This window comes from Actinomycetota bacterium (assembly GCA_040754375.1).
GTDB lineage: Bacteria > Actinomycetota > Acidimicrobiia > Acidimicrobiales > AC-14 > JBFMCT01.
Genome location: JBFMCT010000014.1, coordinates 16,399 through 31,184 on the forward strand (window position 1 = coordinate 16,399; position 14,786 = coordinate 31,184).

A 14,786-nucleotide genomic window follows, 5' to 3' on the forward strand; every position below is an offset into this window, starting at 1 on the left:
CTCAGACGGGGCGAGGCAACTCCCGCTTGGCTTCGGCCAACTTGTCACTGGCCTCGCTCCACAGCCGTTGCCGTTCAGCCTTCGAGCTGTTGACCGGGCAACGCAGGGCGTCGTCCAGGCAAGCCTTCCACGACGTCAATGCTTGTCGGTGCAAGTTGTGGGCCTCCTCGGCTGCCACCCCAGCGTCCAGGCACCCCCGCGGCAGACCTTTGAAGTCGATGGCGTCGTAGGCCACCTGGATGCTCTGGTTCGCCACCCGGTACTCGTCGTACGTGATGCCGACGGTCAGCTTCGACTCCACGTCCTGCAGGGCCGTGACCAGCCGCTGGATGCTGCTGCAGTCTGGGATCGTGGTGGTCGGGAGGACGAAATCTCTGACGGGCATCGGCGTCGCGGAGTCGGTCGAGTCACCGCCCGTCATCACCATCGCCGCCCCAATACCGACAACGAGCACCAGCGTTGCGGCCACAGCGACCACCACCGCCGTTCTGGTCCGCATGCCGACCTACTCCTTCCCAAGGCGCGAGCCACACGCCTCTCGTGGAGATGTCGGCCGTGACCGTGCGTGGCTTGAGCCTCAATTGCCCGGCCTCACCGGCGTCTTGCGGCCGACCTGTCAATCCATCCCGGATTGCCGACCGCAACAGCGCCGAGGAGGCACCATGCACCATCCGCACGGGATCAAGCCATGAAGACCATGGCGATCCGCCTGGAGGACGACACCAGCGCCCAGCTCACCGTCCTGGCCCAGCTCGAAGGCACCAGCGTGGCCGATCTCATCCGTCAGGCCATCGAGCGCCTGATCGCGGACAAGCGGTCCGAGACGGGTCTCGCCGGTCGGGCACAGGCCGTCCTGGCCGACATCGACCGGGAGGCCCTGGCCCGCAAGGCCGCCATCGAGACGCTGTTCGGCTCGCCGCAGGCGGCGCCGGAGGAGGCTCCAGCACCATCGCCCAGCCGGAGGGGAGGCAAGCGCAGCCCGTCCGACTAGGAGGCGGTGGTCGTTACCAGTGGGACCGGGGGTTCATTGGCGAACTCCCGGTCCCTGCCCTGCCATTGGCAAATTGGCCAAATATTCGGCCGGTTAGGACCGGGAAATATTGGGACCTTGCCGTGGAATGCCGTCCACGGGATTTGGTAAAGTCTGGACAGAGTAAACCCATATGAATGAATCCCAGCGTGTCCGACTAGGTCAATATGTGCAGCAGCAGCGCCAAGCACTCGGTCTGTCTATCCGCGGACTGGCTGCCACGGCTGGCCTCGATGCCAGCGGCCTGTCCCGCTTGGAGCGCGGTCGGATGGGTGATCCCAGCTTGTCCTACCTGCACAAGCTCAGCCGAGGTCTCCAGGTGGATCCGACTGACCTCTACCTGATGGCGGGCTACACCGAGGGCCACGAGCTGCCGGGCTTCGCTCCCTACTTGCGAGCCAAGTACGAGCTACCGCCGGAAGCCGTCGAGCAACTGTCCGCCTACTTCGACTTCATTAATGCCAAGTACGTCAATACCAGTAACTCAAAAGGGGGAGAACCATGACCGACATCATTCGTAACTTACGCGATCGTGTGCCGATCCGCCCCCTGTCGGTTATTGAGGCCGTGAGGGTCGCCGAGCTGCAAGCGTCCCGCTTCCTGGAGCTGGCCGCCATCACCAAGCCTCCGGTACCGGAAAGCATGATCTCGGGCCTACCTCGGGTTCAGGTCGAGCGCATGGCCGCCGCCCCGATGTCTGGAGCCACCCAGTGGTCGCACGGGCGCTGGCTGATCGTCGTCAACGGCGCTGAACCCAAGGTTCGCCAGCGCTTCTCGGTAGCGCACGAGTTCAAGCACGTCTTGGACAACCCCTTCATCGCCAAGCTCTACCCCTCGGTCCCCGGGCAGACGGCGGCCGAACGGGCCGAAGCGGTCTGCGACTACTTCGCCGGCTGCCTGCTAATGCCCCGGGCCTGGGTCAAGCGGCTGTACTGCGACGAGGGCGTTCAGGACCTGCGCCGGCTGGCACTGCGTTTCGACGTCTCCCAGATGGCCATGCAGGTCCGGCTGCTGCAGATCGGTCTCGTCGATCCCGGCCCTCGTTGTGCCACCCGCCACCGTGTCGATGCTGGCGCGGTCTTCGAAGCGGCTTGGCTAGAGCGAAGTGCCTCCATGACCAAGGCGGCAGCGTGAGGATGCGGCCATGAGCCAGTCACCGTCGCCCCAGCCGATCGCGGCCTTGCCGGAGGCCTTCACCAAACGGGCGGTCATCTACTTGCGCGTCTCCACCGCCAAGCAGGTTGGCACCGATGACGTCGACCCGGACGGCTACTCCATCCCTGCGCAGCGCGACGCCTGCCGGCGTAAGGCCGAGGCTCTCGGGGCTGAGATCGTCGAGGAGTTCATCGATCGCGGCTCCAGCGCCAAGACCGCTGACCGCCCGCAGTTCCGACGCCTGATCAGTCGGGTGACGACCGAGCGCGACATCGACTACGTCATCCTCGACAAGATCGACCGCTTTGCCCGCAACCGGCGCGACGACGCCAATCTGTTGTTCGAGTTGCGCCAGGCCGGCGCCGAGCTGGTCTCCGTCAAGGAGAACATCGACGAGACGCCGGCCGGCGTCCTGCTGCACGGCATCTTGGCCACGATGGCCGAGTGGGAGAGCCGCACTAACGCCGCCCGCACTCTGACGGCCATGACCCAGAAGGCCAAGGGTGGCGGTACACCAGGCCGCGCACCCGTCGGCTATCTCAACGTTCCCCGTCGCATCGACGGGCGCGAGGTCCGCGTGGTCGCCGTTGATCCTGAACGCGCTTCGCTGGTGCAGTGGGCGTTCGAGGCCTATGCCACGGGCCAGTACACAGTTCGGTCGCTGCACGAAGCTCTTACGGCCAAGGGCCTGCGTACCCTCCCGCAGGGGAAGGGCGTTCCCGGACCGATCCCGCCGAGCGGCGTCGCCAAGCTCCTCAGTAACCGCTACTACCTGGGCTACGTCTCCTTTCGAGGCGTTGAGTACGACGGCAGGCATCAGCCGCTGGTCTCGAGCGTGTTGTTTGACCAGGTGCAAGAGATCCTGCGCTCCCGCCGGACGGCCGGCGAGAAGCAACGGGTGCATCACCACTACCTCAAGGGCACCGTGTTCTGCGGCCGCTGTGGCAGCCGGCTGTGCCTGACCAATGCCAAGGGCCAATACCTCTACTTCTTCTGCCTCGGCCGCCACCAGCGCCGGACCGACTGCCAGCAGCCTTACCTGCTGGCCGCCGACGTCGAGGCATCTGTGGAACGCTTCTACCGCCACGAGCGTCTGTCCGACGAATTGCAGACCGTCATCCGAAACGGCGTCCTGGGGGAGCTGGAGCGACAGCGCCAGCACAGTGGCCCGGAGATCGCATGGGCCAGGCGGCAGGTCGAGAACCTGGCAGCCGAGCGGCGGAGGCTTGGCCGCGAGACCGTCAAGGGGAACATTCCGGGTGACCTCGCCCGGGAGGAGCACGATCGGATCGACCGTGAGCTTGCCGATGCCCAACGCATCCTCGCAGCGGCCGAAGCCGTGTCGTCCCACATCGAGGCCAATCTGGATCGGGCTGTCGCCCTGCTCGGCCGCGTTGATGAGATCTACCGGCAAGGCGGCCCCAAGATCCGCCGCCTGTCCAACCAGTTCTTGTTCGAGAAGCTGCTGATTCGGGAGCGCGAGGTCGCCGACGCCGTCTACCGCGAACCGTGGGCAACACTGCGGAGCGACCAGCTTGTCGCCAGTCTGAGGGAAAACGCACGAAACCCCGGCCGTCGTTCTGTTGGCCAGGGTTCGAAAATGACTCTCTTGGCGCCCCCGGGAGGATTCGAACCTCCGACGCACGGTCTAGGAAACTCGCTGGACGTGTCGCGTTGCGCGCAAGGAGACGCGAAAAGGCTGGTCAGAGCGTTGCGCTCGCGCAGGGAGTCCCGTCCTGCGCATTCGATTTCGTGCTCGAGACGGGCAACTGGATGGGCAACTCTTGGGCCATCGACGTGCGGGTCCAAGCCCGGGTTCGACGCCCGAGACCCGCGCGCGGACGGGCAGCTCGCGCCCTCGCGTCGCCGCCATGCAGGGTCGTTGCGCCCCAGAGCGCCGGTCCCGAAACCGTGCGTCACGCCGCAATCGAGGGTCTTGCCCATCTGCCCTGCGCGCGCGAGGTCTGTGACCTGCACCGTTGCGGTCCACGGCTGCCCATCCACTCTTGTCACGTGGCGGCGAGGACCAGCGGCGCCCAGCGCGCATGCCCATCCCTGCCCAGGCCGGGGTCGATGCCCGTGATCGGGCGAGCGCCGATGCGAGCGACGACGTGCCGCCGCACCCGGTCGATGTCGCAGTGGTCCGCGAGACTCGTGGTTGCCGACGAGCTGCACCCACCGGTCGGGTGCGCGATTGTGCAGTCGGTCAACGCATGCGATCAGCCGCGCCGACTCGTCGCTTCGCCCGATGAGGTCGCCGACCTGTACGACGACGGTGCCCGCCGGCACTTCGCTCTCCGACACGCAGACATCGAACGGCGCGAGCACCTCGTCGAGCGCAGTCAGGTGTCCGGCGACGTCGCCGACCACGAGAAGCGTCGTTGCCATCGGCTATGCCTTGCCCACGAGCTCTTGCAGCGGTGCGACCAATCGATCAACGACGGCGTACTGCGACACCCACTGCTTACGGCGATCTCCCCGCATGGCGCTCGGGTGTTCGAACGTCACCTTCGGCATCGGTCCCGCTGGCCGGCGCGCCAGCAATGCCATCGCGCGCTCGGGCTGTCCGCCGGCGTGCAAGAGGTAGGCGGCGCGCTGCCACGCCGACGCCGTCTGCGCGACGAGCAGTCGCGCGAGCTTGTCGTCGTCGCAATCGTCGACCACCTGCTCCAAGTGGGCGACCAGGTCGGCCCACGGCATGAACGACGCCGGTCGCGCGCTGAGCTGAATGACGAGCGCCTCGGGACCGAAGGCCGGCAGTCCACCCGACCAGTTGACGAGGTCGAGTCGGCGACGAGCGAGGAACGCCGTGCTCGGACGCACGTCCGCCAGCGGCGCCAGGCCCCACTTGATCGACACCACCGACACGTGAGGCCGTAGGCCGTCGGGAAGGCGGACGTTCGCCTGCTTCCACACCGAGATCCGCCCCTCGCTCCTTCGGCCGAGGTAGCCGAGGTGCCATGCTGCCGCCTCCCCGGCAAGCAGGAACTCGGCCTGTTCGTCGCGCGCCTGCCACGCCCGCAGCGGCAGGTACGGGTCCGCCACCGACGCCTGGCCCGGAGGCACGAACGTCCAGGTGCCCTTCACGGGCAAGGCGACCAGCCAGCCCAGCCGGCGGAGCTCGGCGATGGTTGCCGCCGCGTCTCGGTCGAGGCGGAGGTCGGCGGACCGCTGCGCGATGTCCTCGTTCGTCACCACTGCCGGCCGGTCGCGAGCCAGCTGCCCGACGAGCGCGCTTGCCCAGCCAGGGATCCGCCGATCGACCCGCGCAGAGCTGGCGGTTGAGTTCACTGCGGAAATCGTACCAGAACCGTCGTTTATCCGCATCAGAGCTAACCGCCCCCGCGGGTGACAGGCCAGTCGACTACCGCTACTATTCGGTCTACAGCAGTTTTCACAACTCACTGAATGGTGCCGCAAAGTGAAACTAGCCGTCGAACTGGATGAGGACGTCGCCGTGCCCGTTCGACGCGCCCTCGAGAGCATCCGAGACATCAAGGTCGTCGACGGCGTCGAACACCGGATCACGGTGGATGGCACCGAGCGACCGATCGTGATCTTGCCCCGTCCCCGTCGTGGCCCGGCGGGCGATTTGGAGGTCGACGTCGCCGACCTCGTGCGTCGTGTCCCTCCCGATGCGGTTGGGCTCGTGGTGGCAGGCACGATTCCCGCCGCGGAGCGCGAGGCCCTCGAGCGCGCTGGGTTGTCGTGGTGCGACGGCCGAGGCGCGATGCATCTGGCGTGGCCCGGGACCTACGTGCACATCGACCGGGGCAGCCGTCGACCGGAGCAACCCAAGCCCAAGGGAACCCAGGGCATCGGGCCGGCGAGCATCAGGGCGGTGCAGGTCCTCCTCGGCAGCGACCAGGAGGCCTGGACGGTGAGCCAGCTCGCCCAAGCTGCGGCAGTCTCCGTGGGTCAAGCACACACGGTGTTCCGAGTGCTCGAACGGAACAACCTGCTGCGCCGTGAGGGAAAGGGCCCGAGTCAGCGGAGCACCGTCCCTGATCGCCGAGCGGCCCTCGACTGGCTGCGAACCGTTGATCGCGCTCGGCGTCGGCCCGCGGCTGCCGCCACGTATGTCTATGGAAGGACGCCGGATGACGAGATGCGCAACTTCGCCGCGCTCGCCGACAAGGCCGGCCTGCCATATGCCGTGACGGGCGCCGCCGCGAGCAACCTCATGGGCATCCCCGTCCTCACGCGCGTACCCGTCGCGCACGTGCGCGTGGGTGTGCTCGACGCGCCCGATGCACTGCATCGTCTCGGGCTGGAGCACCTCGACGCCCAGGGTCCTGCCAGCGGCATGAACCTGGAGCTGTGGACCGATGTCGGCGAGCTCGGCACCTTCGGCGCGCAGGAGCGGGACGGCGTGAAGGTTGCGCCGCCGGTCCGCGTCTGGCTCGACATCGCGCGCGAGGGCGGCCGCGGCGAGGATGCCGCGCAGCTGTTCAGGGAGGCGATCCTTGAGCGAGCCTGACGGTCAGCACATCAGCGGCTACGACGCGCACGTCGCGGAGCAGCTCGTGGCGGAGGCCGCCGACCTCGTGCGATCGCTCGGGTTCGCCTCCGCTCATGTGGTCCTCATCGGAGGAATCGTCCCGGGATTGCTCGTGCCGGTGCTCGACCCGGGGATCGAGCCGCACGTAGGAACCGCGGACATCGACCTCTGCCTGAGTGTTGCTCTCGTCGAAGGGGCGACGGACACCTACGAGCGGATCGAGACGGTGCTGAAGCGGCTCGGGTTCGCGGAGACGGACGCGTCGTTCCGGTGGCGGCGTAGCGATGGGCTTCCGCTGACGATCGAGTTCTTCTGTCCCGCCGACGACACCCGACCGGCCGGGCGCGCGTTCCGGCCGTCCGCGAGCGACAACCCGACTGGCAAGCACAACCTCGGCGGTCGGCTCTCCGCGCTCGCGCTGGGCGCAGGCGACCTCCTGACCACTGACGTTGAGGTCGTTCGGCGCGAGGTGAACCTCCCCGGCAATAAGGGAACCCTCGTCGCCGAGCTCCGCGTGACCGGGCCCGTGGCGTTCCTCGTCGCCAAGTCACAGGCACTGGTCGGCGCGACTGCGCGGGACAAGCCGAAGGACGCCTACGACATCGTCTGGCTGATCGAGAGCTGGCCCGGAGGAGCGCGCGCTGCGGCCGCCGACTTCGCTCGATGTCCGGCGTTCGATCGACCCGAGGTTCGCACCGCGCTGCAGGCGATCGGAGATGCCTTCGCCGGCCCCGATCGCATCGGATCACGCTCGTACGCCCGGTTCGTCGCTGCCGCGCCTGAGGACGAAGCCCAGCTCGAGCGACGCTCGGTAGGCGCAGTGCGCGAGTTCCTCGACGCGCTCTCTGGGTCGTGAATCTTCGCAGCTACTGGTCCGTTTCGACGGCCCGCAGGTGTCGACGCGGTGCGGGGTCGTGCCCGGTTCGCTGGCGACACAGCCGGGTGAGGTGGTCGACGTGCCAGCCGCCGCCGACGATGGCCGCACCGTATACCTCGGCGGCGAGGTCGGGCTTGCCAGCGCCGACGGCTGCCTCGCCTAACGCGTCGACTGGCATCCACCACTCCGCTCGCAACCTCTCGGCCGCTACCGCGAACCGGTCGAACGAACGGGTGGCCACCGCCAGCCATGCGATGAGCTGGAGCGCCTCGTCGGCCTCGTAGTCGAGGCGGTGCGACCGGTGCTCGGCTGCGAGTTCGAGGAGGAGACGCTCGACTCTCTCGACGTCCGCCTCGCGGGCTCCGAGGAATGGTGCGGCGTCGCGGCGGTGGCGGATGCCGTAGTCCTCCCAGATGCACCACTCGCAGAGGTCGGCCCAGTAGACGGCCGGCTCGATGCCCGTGTCCCGCCAGGGCAGCGAGGCGTAGGTCTCGAGAGCGTCTCCGAGGAAGGTGCCGACGGCGCCGTCGGAGTCGCGCAGCCCACCAAGGAATGCTTCGAGCCCGGCGGTCAGGACTGCCCGCCAGAGGGCCAGCTGCCGGGGCGGGGTCGCCGGCACCGTCCTCGTGCTCCTCGGCGGTGATGGCCTCCAGCGCGGTGGCCAGCCGGAAGCTCCGGCGCTCGCCGTCTACCAGGTCGGCGAAGTGGGCGTAGTCCTCCTCGGGCGATACCGGGAACAATGGCCAGTGGCCGCGCAGGGCGCGCTCGCGCAGCCGTCGGCGCGGCGTGTCCTCCATCGCGGGGGTGAGGTCGCGGCCGGCGAGCTCCTGGTCGAGCACCTTGCGCCGCGCCTTCGTCCGCAAGGCCTTGTCGTCGAGGTGGTCGGCGGCGAGATCGGCCGCGGTTAGGCCGGCCGCCTCCAGCCGGCCGAGAAGGTCGAGCAGATGGCTGCGCTTGCGCTCCCACACCCGACTCGTTACCGACCGCTGGCGGTCCCGGGCGATGATCGCCTCCTCCAGCGCGTCCCAATCGCCGTCGGCCTCGGTGACGCACAGCAGGCAGAACCACAGGTCCCAGTGCGACCAGCTCTCGCGGGCGTGCTCAGCCCACGGCTCGGGCCCGAAGGTCGGCGGCCTCCGCGTACCCACGATCAACCCGAGATGCTCGACCGCGGCCCGGTGGCGCGCTGGTGGAGGCACTCGAGCGCGAGCGCCTGGCCCGCCGGCGTGAGCGCGTAGCTGCGGTCGTCCCAACCGCCACCGGTCGACAGGACGTCGAGGGCGCGCAGCAGGTTCGTCGTCTGGTGCCACGCCCAGCTGATGTCGTGCTCGGTCGGCGGCTGGCCGGTATCCGTTGCCCGCCACCCGACCTCGGCGACGATGTCACGGAGGGTCTCGTCGAGCTCGCTGGTGTGCACCTCGCGCTCGACGAGCAGCGCGAGAGTGAGCTCGCCGAGCGCGGCGGCGAACTGGTGGTCCGGCAGCAGCCCTCGGGCAGCCGTTCGCAAGAGCAGCTCGGCGTCGCCAAGCGCCGCCCGGCCCTTCGGCGTGAGCGCCAGCTTCCGTCCGGACCGGCGGGCGAGCCCAAGGCGCTGGGCGAGGTGGCGGAGCTGGTGGAGGTCGAACAGCTCGTCCTCGGTACGGGGCGGGTTCTTGAAGTCCCACCCGAACCGTGGCGCTGCCTCTTGCACGAAGGCCCGGCTGAGGTTGCTGGTCTGGGTCAGCGGCTGACCGTCGGCGAGCTCACCCAGGAACCACCGCAGCCGCGGCAGCGGATCCTCGATCCCGGCGGGCATCGCGGCCGGTGCCCGCACGGTGGCGGCGAGTGGTTCGAGGATGCGGCGGCGGGTGGCGCTGCGGCGGTGCGGGTCGAGCCACGTGTCGAGCCGCTCCTCGGCGATGCCGTCGAGCCAGGTCCGGCCGCCCAGCTCGATGCGCGGGGTCGTGAGGTGCGCCCGCACCAGGTCGGCCTGGCGTTGCTTCCACCCCCGAGCGCCGGGGACGAGCTCGCCGCCAGCGATGGCCAGCTCGAGCAGCTCGGCCGTCGACGACAGCGCGTCTGACTCGACCATCCCCATGACCGCGCCCCACTCGAGCTCGTCGATGTCGGGGGGCTGGATGCCCGAGGCGAGGTCGGCCTTGCGGAACGCCTTCTTGCCCTCGGTGTCGCTGCGCTCGTAGGCGTCGAGCACCTCGGCCGTCGTTGACGACCGGCACAGCGCCGCGTACCGGGGGAGGCCGAGCAGGTCGAAGGCACGGCCGAGCGCGTCGACGATCCGGCGGTGGTGGTCGGTGTCGGTCAGCCACTTGATCGGCAGCCCGTACCAGAGGAAGTGCTGCAGCCGCTCCTGGGTGATCACACCCAGGCCCTCACCCCACGTGAGCGACTGGAGCGCGGCCTCGGCGTCGCGGGCGGCGCCGGCGTCCTCCGCATCGAGCTTGGCGATGGCGTCGGTGATCAGCGGATCCTCGTCGTCGGCCATGCGGACCAGTCTTCCGCGCGGCGGCACCCTCACGAGGCGACTCATGGACGCCGGCCCCGAAGCCCCAGTACGGCTCACGGAGGGCGGGAAACCCCAGGTCAAGCGGCTCATGGATCAGCGTGCGTCACGGCGCCGCCGAGCCCCCGGTGGACCGCCAACCGGCACGTCCGTGAGCGCCCCCGCTCGCGGCCATGAGTCTCATCGACGAAGAAATTCCTGATCCATGAGCCCGTTCATGAGCTGCGTCCCGCACGGTGCCCGGGATGGCCGAGAGGTTTCCCGTTTCATGGCCTGACCAGGGAGTTCCCGGATGAATCCCGGGCTCGCGGGCCGCCGTCCGGGACAGCCCCCACGCCGTCCCGGACGGATCCCGGACGCCCACCGGGATCCCGGGATCCGGACGGGACGCGAACAGGAACGCGAACGGGAACGGAAACGGGAAACCGATCCGGACCATCTCCTCCATCCCTGCCATCGAGAGGAGGTCCGATGGGACGACGCCGCTGCGAGCCGGTGATGCCGGCTCGTGATCCCGCCCGGCGGCCGCCGGCCGAGACGTCGCTCGTTTACACGGTCGCCGAGGTCGCCGAACGGCTGAAGGTCTTGCCCGGGACGGTCCGCAACATGATCGACCAGGGCCAGCTCTACGCCCTGCGGCTCCACGTGCGCCGCATCGTGGTGCCGAAGTGGGCCCTCGACGAGCTCGTCGCCCGGCCCTCGCCGGTGATCGACCTGCCCCGCCGCGCCAGCAATGGCTGAGCCGGCCACCCCACCGGCGCACTGGGCTTCCCCCCAGCTCACCGCCGGCGCCGTCGAGCGCCTCTACGACCACCTCACCGGACCGCACGGCCTGACCGAGCGCTCCTCCACCTTCACCCGCCGAGACATCGTCCAGCAGATCGCCGCCGCCGTCGGCGCATCGGCGCCGGCGCCCGAGGTCGAGCGCCTGGCCGACCGGTTCCTCGCCTCCGAGCGCGTCGTGCTCCTCGCCGGCCCGACCTCCGGACGCAACTCCCAGGTCCTCATCGGTCTCGACAACCGCCGCATCCGCACCGGCGGCACCGCCGTGTTCAGCACACCCGAGCTGATCGAGATCGAGACCGGGCTCCTCACGTGGGCGACCACACGACAAGGAGCGGTCGCCGGCTCCGCGATCGAGGGCACGCTCGCCCGCCACCCCGAGCTCTCCGGCGAGCAGGCCGAGATGGTCCGCTCCGTCTGCTCGACGTCCCGAGCCATTCAGGTCGTGGTCGGGCGCCCCGGCTCCGGCAAGACCTACGCAACCGCCGCCTGCGTCGAGGCGTTTGCCGCGGCCGGCGCGCCGGTCGTCGGCTGCGCCGTGAGCGCAACCGCCGCTGCCGAGCTGGAGGCCGCGGTCGGGTTCGAGCGGTACACGCGCCGGCCGGCGCAGACCATCGCCAGCCTGCTCATCGACCTCGAACAGCGCGGCGACCACTTCGCACCCGGCACGATCGTCCTGATCGACGAGGCGTCGATGGTCGGGACCCGCGAGCTGGCCCGGCTCGCCGCCCACGTCGACCGAGCGGGCGGCGCGATCAAGCTCATCGGAGATCCCGATCAGCACACCTCGGTCGACACCGGTGGCGTCTTCAAGGCCCTCGCCAGCCGAGACGACCCGACCGTCGTCCGGCTCGTCGAGAACCGGCGCCAGTGCGAACCCGCCGAGCGTCTCTCCATCGACGAGTACCGACGAGGCGACGTCGCCGGTGCGCTCGACCGGTACGACCGAGACGGCAAGGTCCACCGCGGCGACAGCGCAGCCGATACCTACGACGCGCTCGTCCGTGACTGGTGGGCCGACCGCTGCGCCGGATCAGCCTCGCCGATGCTCGCCGGGACCAACGCCGCCCGGCGTGCCCTCAACGACCGGGCCCGCGCGCTCCTCAAGGACGAGGGCGTCCTCACCGGCGAGCCGCTGGTCGTTCATGGGCGTGAGCTCCTGGTCGGCGACGAGGTCGTCGCCCGCCGCAACGACCGGTCGCTGCACGCGCCCGGCCGGGCCGAGTTCGTGAAGAACGGGAGCGTTGGCCGCATCGTCGCCATCGACCACGACCGTGGTGAGGTGGCAGTCGCCTTCGATCGAGAGGGCACTGTTCACGTCCCGCACGAGTACCTCGCCGCCGGGCATCTCGAGCACGCCTACGCCCGCACCACCTACGCGGTCCAGGGAGCGACGCTCGACCGAGCCCGCTACCACCCCTCGGACGCATCCCGGTTCGAGGAGGGCTACGTCGCCATCACCCGCGCCACCGACGAGACGCACCTCTACGTCGTCCACGGCGAGCTCGACCTCGATGACGAAGACGACCCCCGAGCGATCGAGCCGGACGCGGCCGGCTTCGACACCGTCGTCGACGCGCTGAGCCGTCGCAGCGACGAACAGCTGGCCGCCGAGATGGACCCGCTCGCCACCGAAGCGTCCCGCCTCGCCCGCTCCGGCACCCTGCAGCAGTTGAACGCCCGCCTCCGGCAGCTCGACCGGATCCTCTGCGAGCAGCCACCGCCCGTCACCGAAGAGCTCACCCGGTCCCGGCGCCGGCTGGAGTTGCTCCACCAACGCCGCGAAGCGATGGAGCAGCGACGCCAGTCCTGGAACCCGCGCACCCGCCGGCAGCAGACGAAGGCCTTCACCTCGCTGGAGGAGGTCATCGGGCGTGCGACCGACCAGGTGGCAGAGCTGCACGCGCGGCAGGCCGCCCACGAAGAGTTCGCGGCTGAGCACCGGGCGGAGTTCGACGAGCGGCGCTTGACCGCCTTGGCCATCTCCGCCCGCCGCCTCGCCGTCCGTATCGCAGCGGTCGCCGATCCGACACCTGCCATCGTCGACCTGCTCGGGCCGCGCCCCATGTCCCAGAGAGACCGCCTCCGCTGGGATGGCGCCGTCGAGAACCTCGTCGCATACCTGGACGAGCGAGGACGAAGGTGGCCCGACAACGCGGCCTCCCTGACAGACCTCCTCGGCCCCAGGCCCGAAGGGGCCTTGGAGCAGTTCGAGTACGACCGCATCCTGAAGACCCTTCACCAGGCGATCGACCCACCGGAACGAGAGACCGGCCGCGGGCTCTCCATCGCGTGACGCCATGAAGGCGTCACGCTCGTCTCGTACCGTGGATGAGATGCACGGCGAGACCAGCTGCCAACACGCAACGTGACGACGACCGAACCCCGAGCGACGCTGGCCGCCCCTGAGGTGGGGCAGCTCGTCCGCGTCCGCGATCGGCACTGGGTCGTGAGCGACGTCGCCGCGTCCGCGCTCGACGACGGCGGCGCCCAACACCTGCTCGAGCTCACCTCGGTGGAGGACGACGGTCTCGGCGACGAGCTGAGCGTCATCTGGGAGATCGAGCCTGGGACGGCCGTGCTCGAGACGGCCACACTCCCTCAGCCGCAGGCCGACCGCTTCGACGACCCGGAACGGCTCGATGCCTTCCTCGACGCCGTCCGGTGGGGTGCGATCACCTCCGCCGACAGCCGCGCCCTGCAGGCACCGTTTCGGTCCGGCATCACGATCGAGGACTACCAGCTCGATCCGGTCGTGCGGGCGCTGCAGATGCCGAGGGTCAACCTCCTCATCGCCGACGACGTCGGGCTCGGCAAGACCATCGAGGCCGGGCTCGTCGTCCAGGAGCTGCTGCTGCGCCACCGAGCCCGCACGGTCCTCGTGGTGTGCCCTGCCTCCCTCAGCCTGAAGTGGCAGAGCGAGATGGCCGACCGGTTCGGGGGCGAGGAGCAGGTGTCTGTGGTGTGGACCGGTCCAGCAAGCTACGAGGTGCCGGTGCGAGCGACGAGCGCCGTGCTCGCCGAGGTGATCGAGGAAGCCAGGAAGAGCCTCATCGTCGTCAGCTTCGCGGCGTACAAGGTGGTGACGATCGTCGAGGCGCTCAAGGCCGCCGCCGACCGAGGCGTGGATGTCCGGCTCATCCTCGAGTCAGTCGTCGAGTCGAAGGGCAACCTGACCCACGACGCGAAGGAGGCGTTCGACGCCCTCGGCGACACCGTCTCGTTCTACGTGTGGCCAGCCGAGCTTCGTGCCTCCGCGAGTGGCGGTCACGCCGCGATGCACGCCAAGTGCGCCGTCGCCGACGGCCGCGTCGCCTTCGTCACCTCAGCGAACCTCACCGGCGCCGCGATGACGGACAACATGGAGCTTGGCCTCGTCGTCCGCGGTGGCGACGTGCCAAGACGCATCGCCAACCACTTCAACGCTTTGATGAAGAACGAGCTACTGAAGGTGCTGGATTAATCATGGCCATCGAGGAGGAAGAGGCCCGGGCGCTATACGCGGATCTGCGAGCGTCGGTCGCAGCCATTGACCAACTGCGGTGGATCACCGATGACGTCGATGCCCTCGTCCAGCAGGGTGTCGAGGAGCGTCGGCAGGTCTTGCTCGAGGCGCAGGAGCCGGGACGTCGACGAAAGCGTGAGGCCGTGAAGGCCTCGCGTGCTTACCTGCCGAGCGAGATGCTACGGCTCCTCGTCGACGCGGTTGAGCGTGCGGTGGTGCAGCCGATTGACCTCGTTCGAACGACCTTGAGTGCGTTGGAGGAGGCCGCCGGGTTCGAGGTTGAATTGGAGTTCCGGCCCGACTCCGTGGAACTCGTGGGATCCATCGGCGACCGGGCAGGCATGGTTGTTAGCCGCGAGATGCTCGTCGAGGCCTCTGAACGAGTAACGGCGCTTCGTGAGCTGATCACCGAGTTTCGCCGGGAGCTCGAGTGAC

General features: G+C 69.1%; 15 protein-coding genes and 1 pseudogene. 11 read left to right on the top strand and 5 right to left on the bottom strand.

Features of this window, described 5'->3' with window-relative positions; genetic code table 11:
- Window position 1 precedes the first annotated feature (1 nt).
- Window positions 2–469 (bottom strand): hypothetical protein, encoded by a 468-nt coding sequence (locus AB1673_08025; protein ID MEW6153919.1) that lies wholly within the window; start codon window positions 467–469, stop codon window positions 2–4.
- A 219-nt stretch (window positions 470–688) separates the two neighbouring features.
- On the opposite strand from AB1673_08025, the gene AB1673_08030 reads away from it, so the two are divergent.
- The 4 genes from AB1673_08030 to AB1673_08045 all read left to right on the top strand — a co-directional run bounded on the left by AB1673_08030 (window position 689) and on the right by AB1673_08045 (window position 4,268).
- Window positions 689–991, top strand: coding sequence for a ribbon-helix-helix protein, CopG family (locus tag AB1673_08030; GenBank protein ID MEW6153920.1), 303 nt, complete (start codon window positions 689–691; stop codon window positions 989–991).
- A gap of 172 nt (window positions 992–1,163) precedes the next feature.
- Window positions 1,164–1,535 (top strand): helix-turn-helix transcriptional regulator, encoded by a 372-nt coding sequence (locus tag AB1673_08035; protein MEW6153921.1) that lies wholly within the window; start codon window positions 1,164–1,166, stop codon window positions 1,533–1,535.
- Window positions 1,532–2,164, top strand: a complete 633-nt coding sequence (locus AB1673_08040) for an ImmA/IrrE family metallo-endopeptidase (GenBank protein MEW6153922.1) — start codon at window positions 1,532–1,534, stop codon at window positions 2,162–2,164. Before AB1673_08035 ends, AB1673_08040 begins: the two co-directional genes overlap by 4 nt.
- Before the next feature lie 10 nt (window positions 2,165–2,174).
- Window positions 2,175–4,268: a recombinase family protein gene (locus tag AB1673_08045; GenBank protein ID MEW6153923.1), complete on the top strand. Its 2,094-nt coding sequence runs from the start codon at window positions 2,175–2,177 to the stop codon at window positions 4,266–4,268.
- Between the two features lie 53 nt (window positions 4,269–4,321).
- Here AB1673_08045 and AB1673_08050 read toward each other — a convergent pair.
- Both AB1673_08050 and AB1673_08055 read right to left on the bottom strand, forming a co-directional pair.
- Window positions 4,322–4,573 (bottom strand): annotated as a pseudogene (locus AB1673_08050) (metallophosphoesterase).
- A gap of 3 nt (window positions 4,574–4,576) precedes the next feature.
- The gene (locus tag AB1673_08055; protein ID MEW6153924.1) at window positions 4,577–5,476 is read right to left on the bottom strand and encodes a type IV toxin-antitoxin system AbiEi family antitoxin; all 900 of its coding nucleotides are present in this window, start codon (window positions 5,474–5,476) and stop codon (window positions 4,577–4,579) included.
- Between the two features lie 130 nt (window positions 5,477–5,606).
- On the opposite strand from AB1673_08055, the gene AB1673_08060 reads away from it, so the two are divergent.
- Both AB1673_08060 and AB1673_08065 read left to right on the top strand, forming a co-directional pair.
- Window positions 5,607–6,665, top strand: coding sequence for a hypothetical protein (locus tag AB1673_08060; GenBank protein ID MEW6153925.1), 1,059 nt, complete (start codon window positions 5,607–5,609; stop codon window positions 6,663–6,665).
- Window positions 6,652–7,542, top strand: a complete 891-nt coding sequence (locus AB1673_08065) for a hypothetical protein (GenBank protein ID MEW6153926.1) — start codon at window positions 6,652–6,654, stop codon at window positions 7,540–7,542. The genes AB1673_08060 and AB1673_08065 overlap by 14 nt, the downstream gene beginning before the upstream one ends.
- 10 nt (window positions 7,543–7,552) lie before the next feature.
- Here the strand turns inward: AB1673_08065 and AB1673_08070 are convergent, their stop codons facing one another.
- Window positions 7,553–8,182, bottom strand: a complete 630-nt coding sequence (locus tag AB1673_08070; protein ID MEW6153927.1) for a hypothetical protein — start codon at window positions 8,180–8,182, stop codon at window positions 7,553–7,555.
- 7 nt (window positions 8,183–8,189) lie between these two features.
- Between AB1673_08070 and AB1673_08075 the strand changes: the two genes are divergently transcribed.
- Window positions 8,190–8,471 carry a hypothetical protein gene (locus AB1673_08075; protein ID MEW6153928.1) on the top strand — a complete coding sequence of 94 codons (282 nt, stop codon included), beginning with the start codon at window positions 8,190–8,192 and terminating at the stop codon, window positions 8,469–8,471.
- Window positions 8,472–8,713: 242 nt separating this feature from the next.
- Here AB1673_08075 and AB1673_08080 read toward each other — a convergent pair whose 3' ends face one another.
- Window positions 8,714–10,045, bottom strand: coding sequence for a hypothetical protein (locus AB1673_08080; protein MEW6153929.1), 1,332 nt, complete (start codon window positions 10,043–10,045; stop codon window positions 8,714–8,716).
- 489 nt (window positions 10,046–10,534) lie between these two features.
- On the opposite strand from AB1673_08080, the gene AB1673_08085 reads away from it, so the two are divergent.
- The 4 genes from AB1673_08085 to AB1673_08100 all read left to right on the top strand — a co-directional run bounded on the left by AB1673_08085 (window position 10,535) and on the right by AB1673_08100 (window position 14,785).
- Window positions 10,535–10,804: a helix-turn-helix domain-containing protein gene (locus AB1673_08085; protein ID MEW6153930.1), complete on the top strand. Its 270-nt coding sequence runs from the start codon at window positions 10,535–10,537 to the stop codon at window positions 10,802–10,804.
- Between the two features lie 220 nt (window positions 10,805–11,024).
- Window positions 11,025–13,142: an AAA family ATPase gene (locus AB1673_08090; GenBank protein ID MEW6153931.1), complete on the top strand. Its 2,118-nt coding sequence runs from the start codon at window positions 11,025–11,027 to the stop codon at window positions 13,140–13,142.
- 72 nt (window positions 13,143–13,214) lie between these two features.
- Window positions 13,215–14,309: a DISARM system phospholipase D-like protein DrmC gene (gene drmC, locus AB1673_08095; protein ID MEW6153932.1), complete on the top strand. Its 1,095-nt coding sequence runs from the start codon at window positions 13,215–13,217 to the stop codon at window positions 14,307–14,309.
- A gap of 2 nt (window positions 14,310–14,311) precedes the next feature.
- On the top strand, window positions 14,312–14,785 hold the full coding sequence (locus AB1673_08100) for a hypothetical protein (GenBank protein ID MEW6153933.1): 474 nt from the start codon (window positions 14,312–14,314) through the stop codon (window positions 14,783–14,785).
- Window position 14,786 lies beyond the last annotated feature (1 nt).

Bases quoted from the DNA above. Each gene is read 5' to 3' on its own strand.
- AB1673_08035 (MEW6153921.1), top strand. From the start codon at position 1,164: ATGAATGAATCCCAGCGTGTCCGACTAGGTCAATATGTGCAGCAGCAG.
- AB1673_08080 (MEW6153929.1), bottom strand. From the start codon at position 10,045: ATGGCCGACGACGAGGATCCGCTGATCACCGACGCCATCGCCAAGCTC.
- AB1673_08040 (MEW6153922.1), top strand. From the start codon at position 1,532: ATGACCGACATCATTCGTAACTTACGCGATCGTGTGCCGATCCGCCCC.
- AB1673_08045 (MEW6153923.1), top strand. From the start codon at position 2,175: ATGAGCCAGTCACCGTCGCCCCAGCCGATCGCGGCCTTGCCGGAGGCC.
- AB1673_08100 (MEW6153933.1), top strand. From the start codon at position 14,312: ATGGCCATCGAGGAGGAAGAGGCCCGGGCGCTATACGCGGATCTGCGA.
- AB1673_08085 (MEW6153930.1), top strand. From the start codon at position 10,535: ATGGGACGACGCCGCTGCGAGCCGGTGATGCCGGCTCGTGATCCCGCC.
- AB1673_08030 (MEW6153920.1), top strand. From the start codon at position 689: ATGAAGACCATGGCGATCCGCCTGGAGGACGACACCAGCGCCCAGCTC.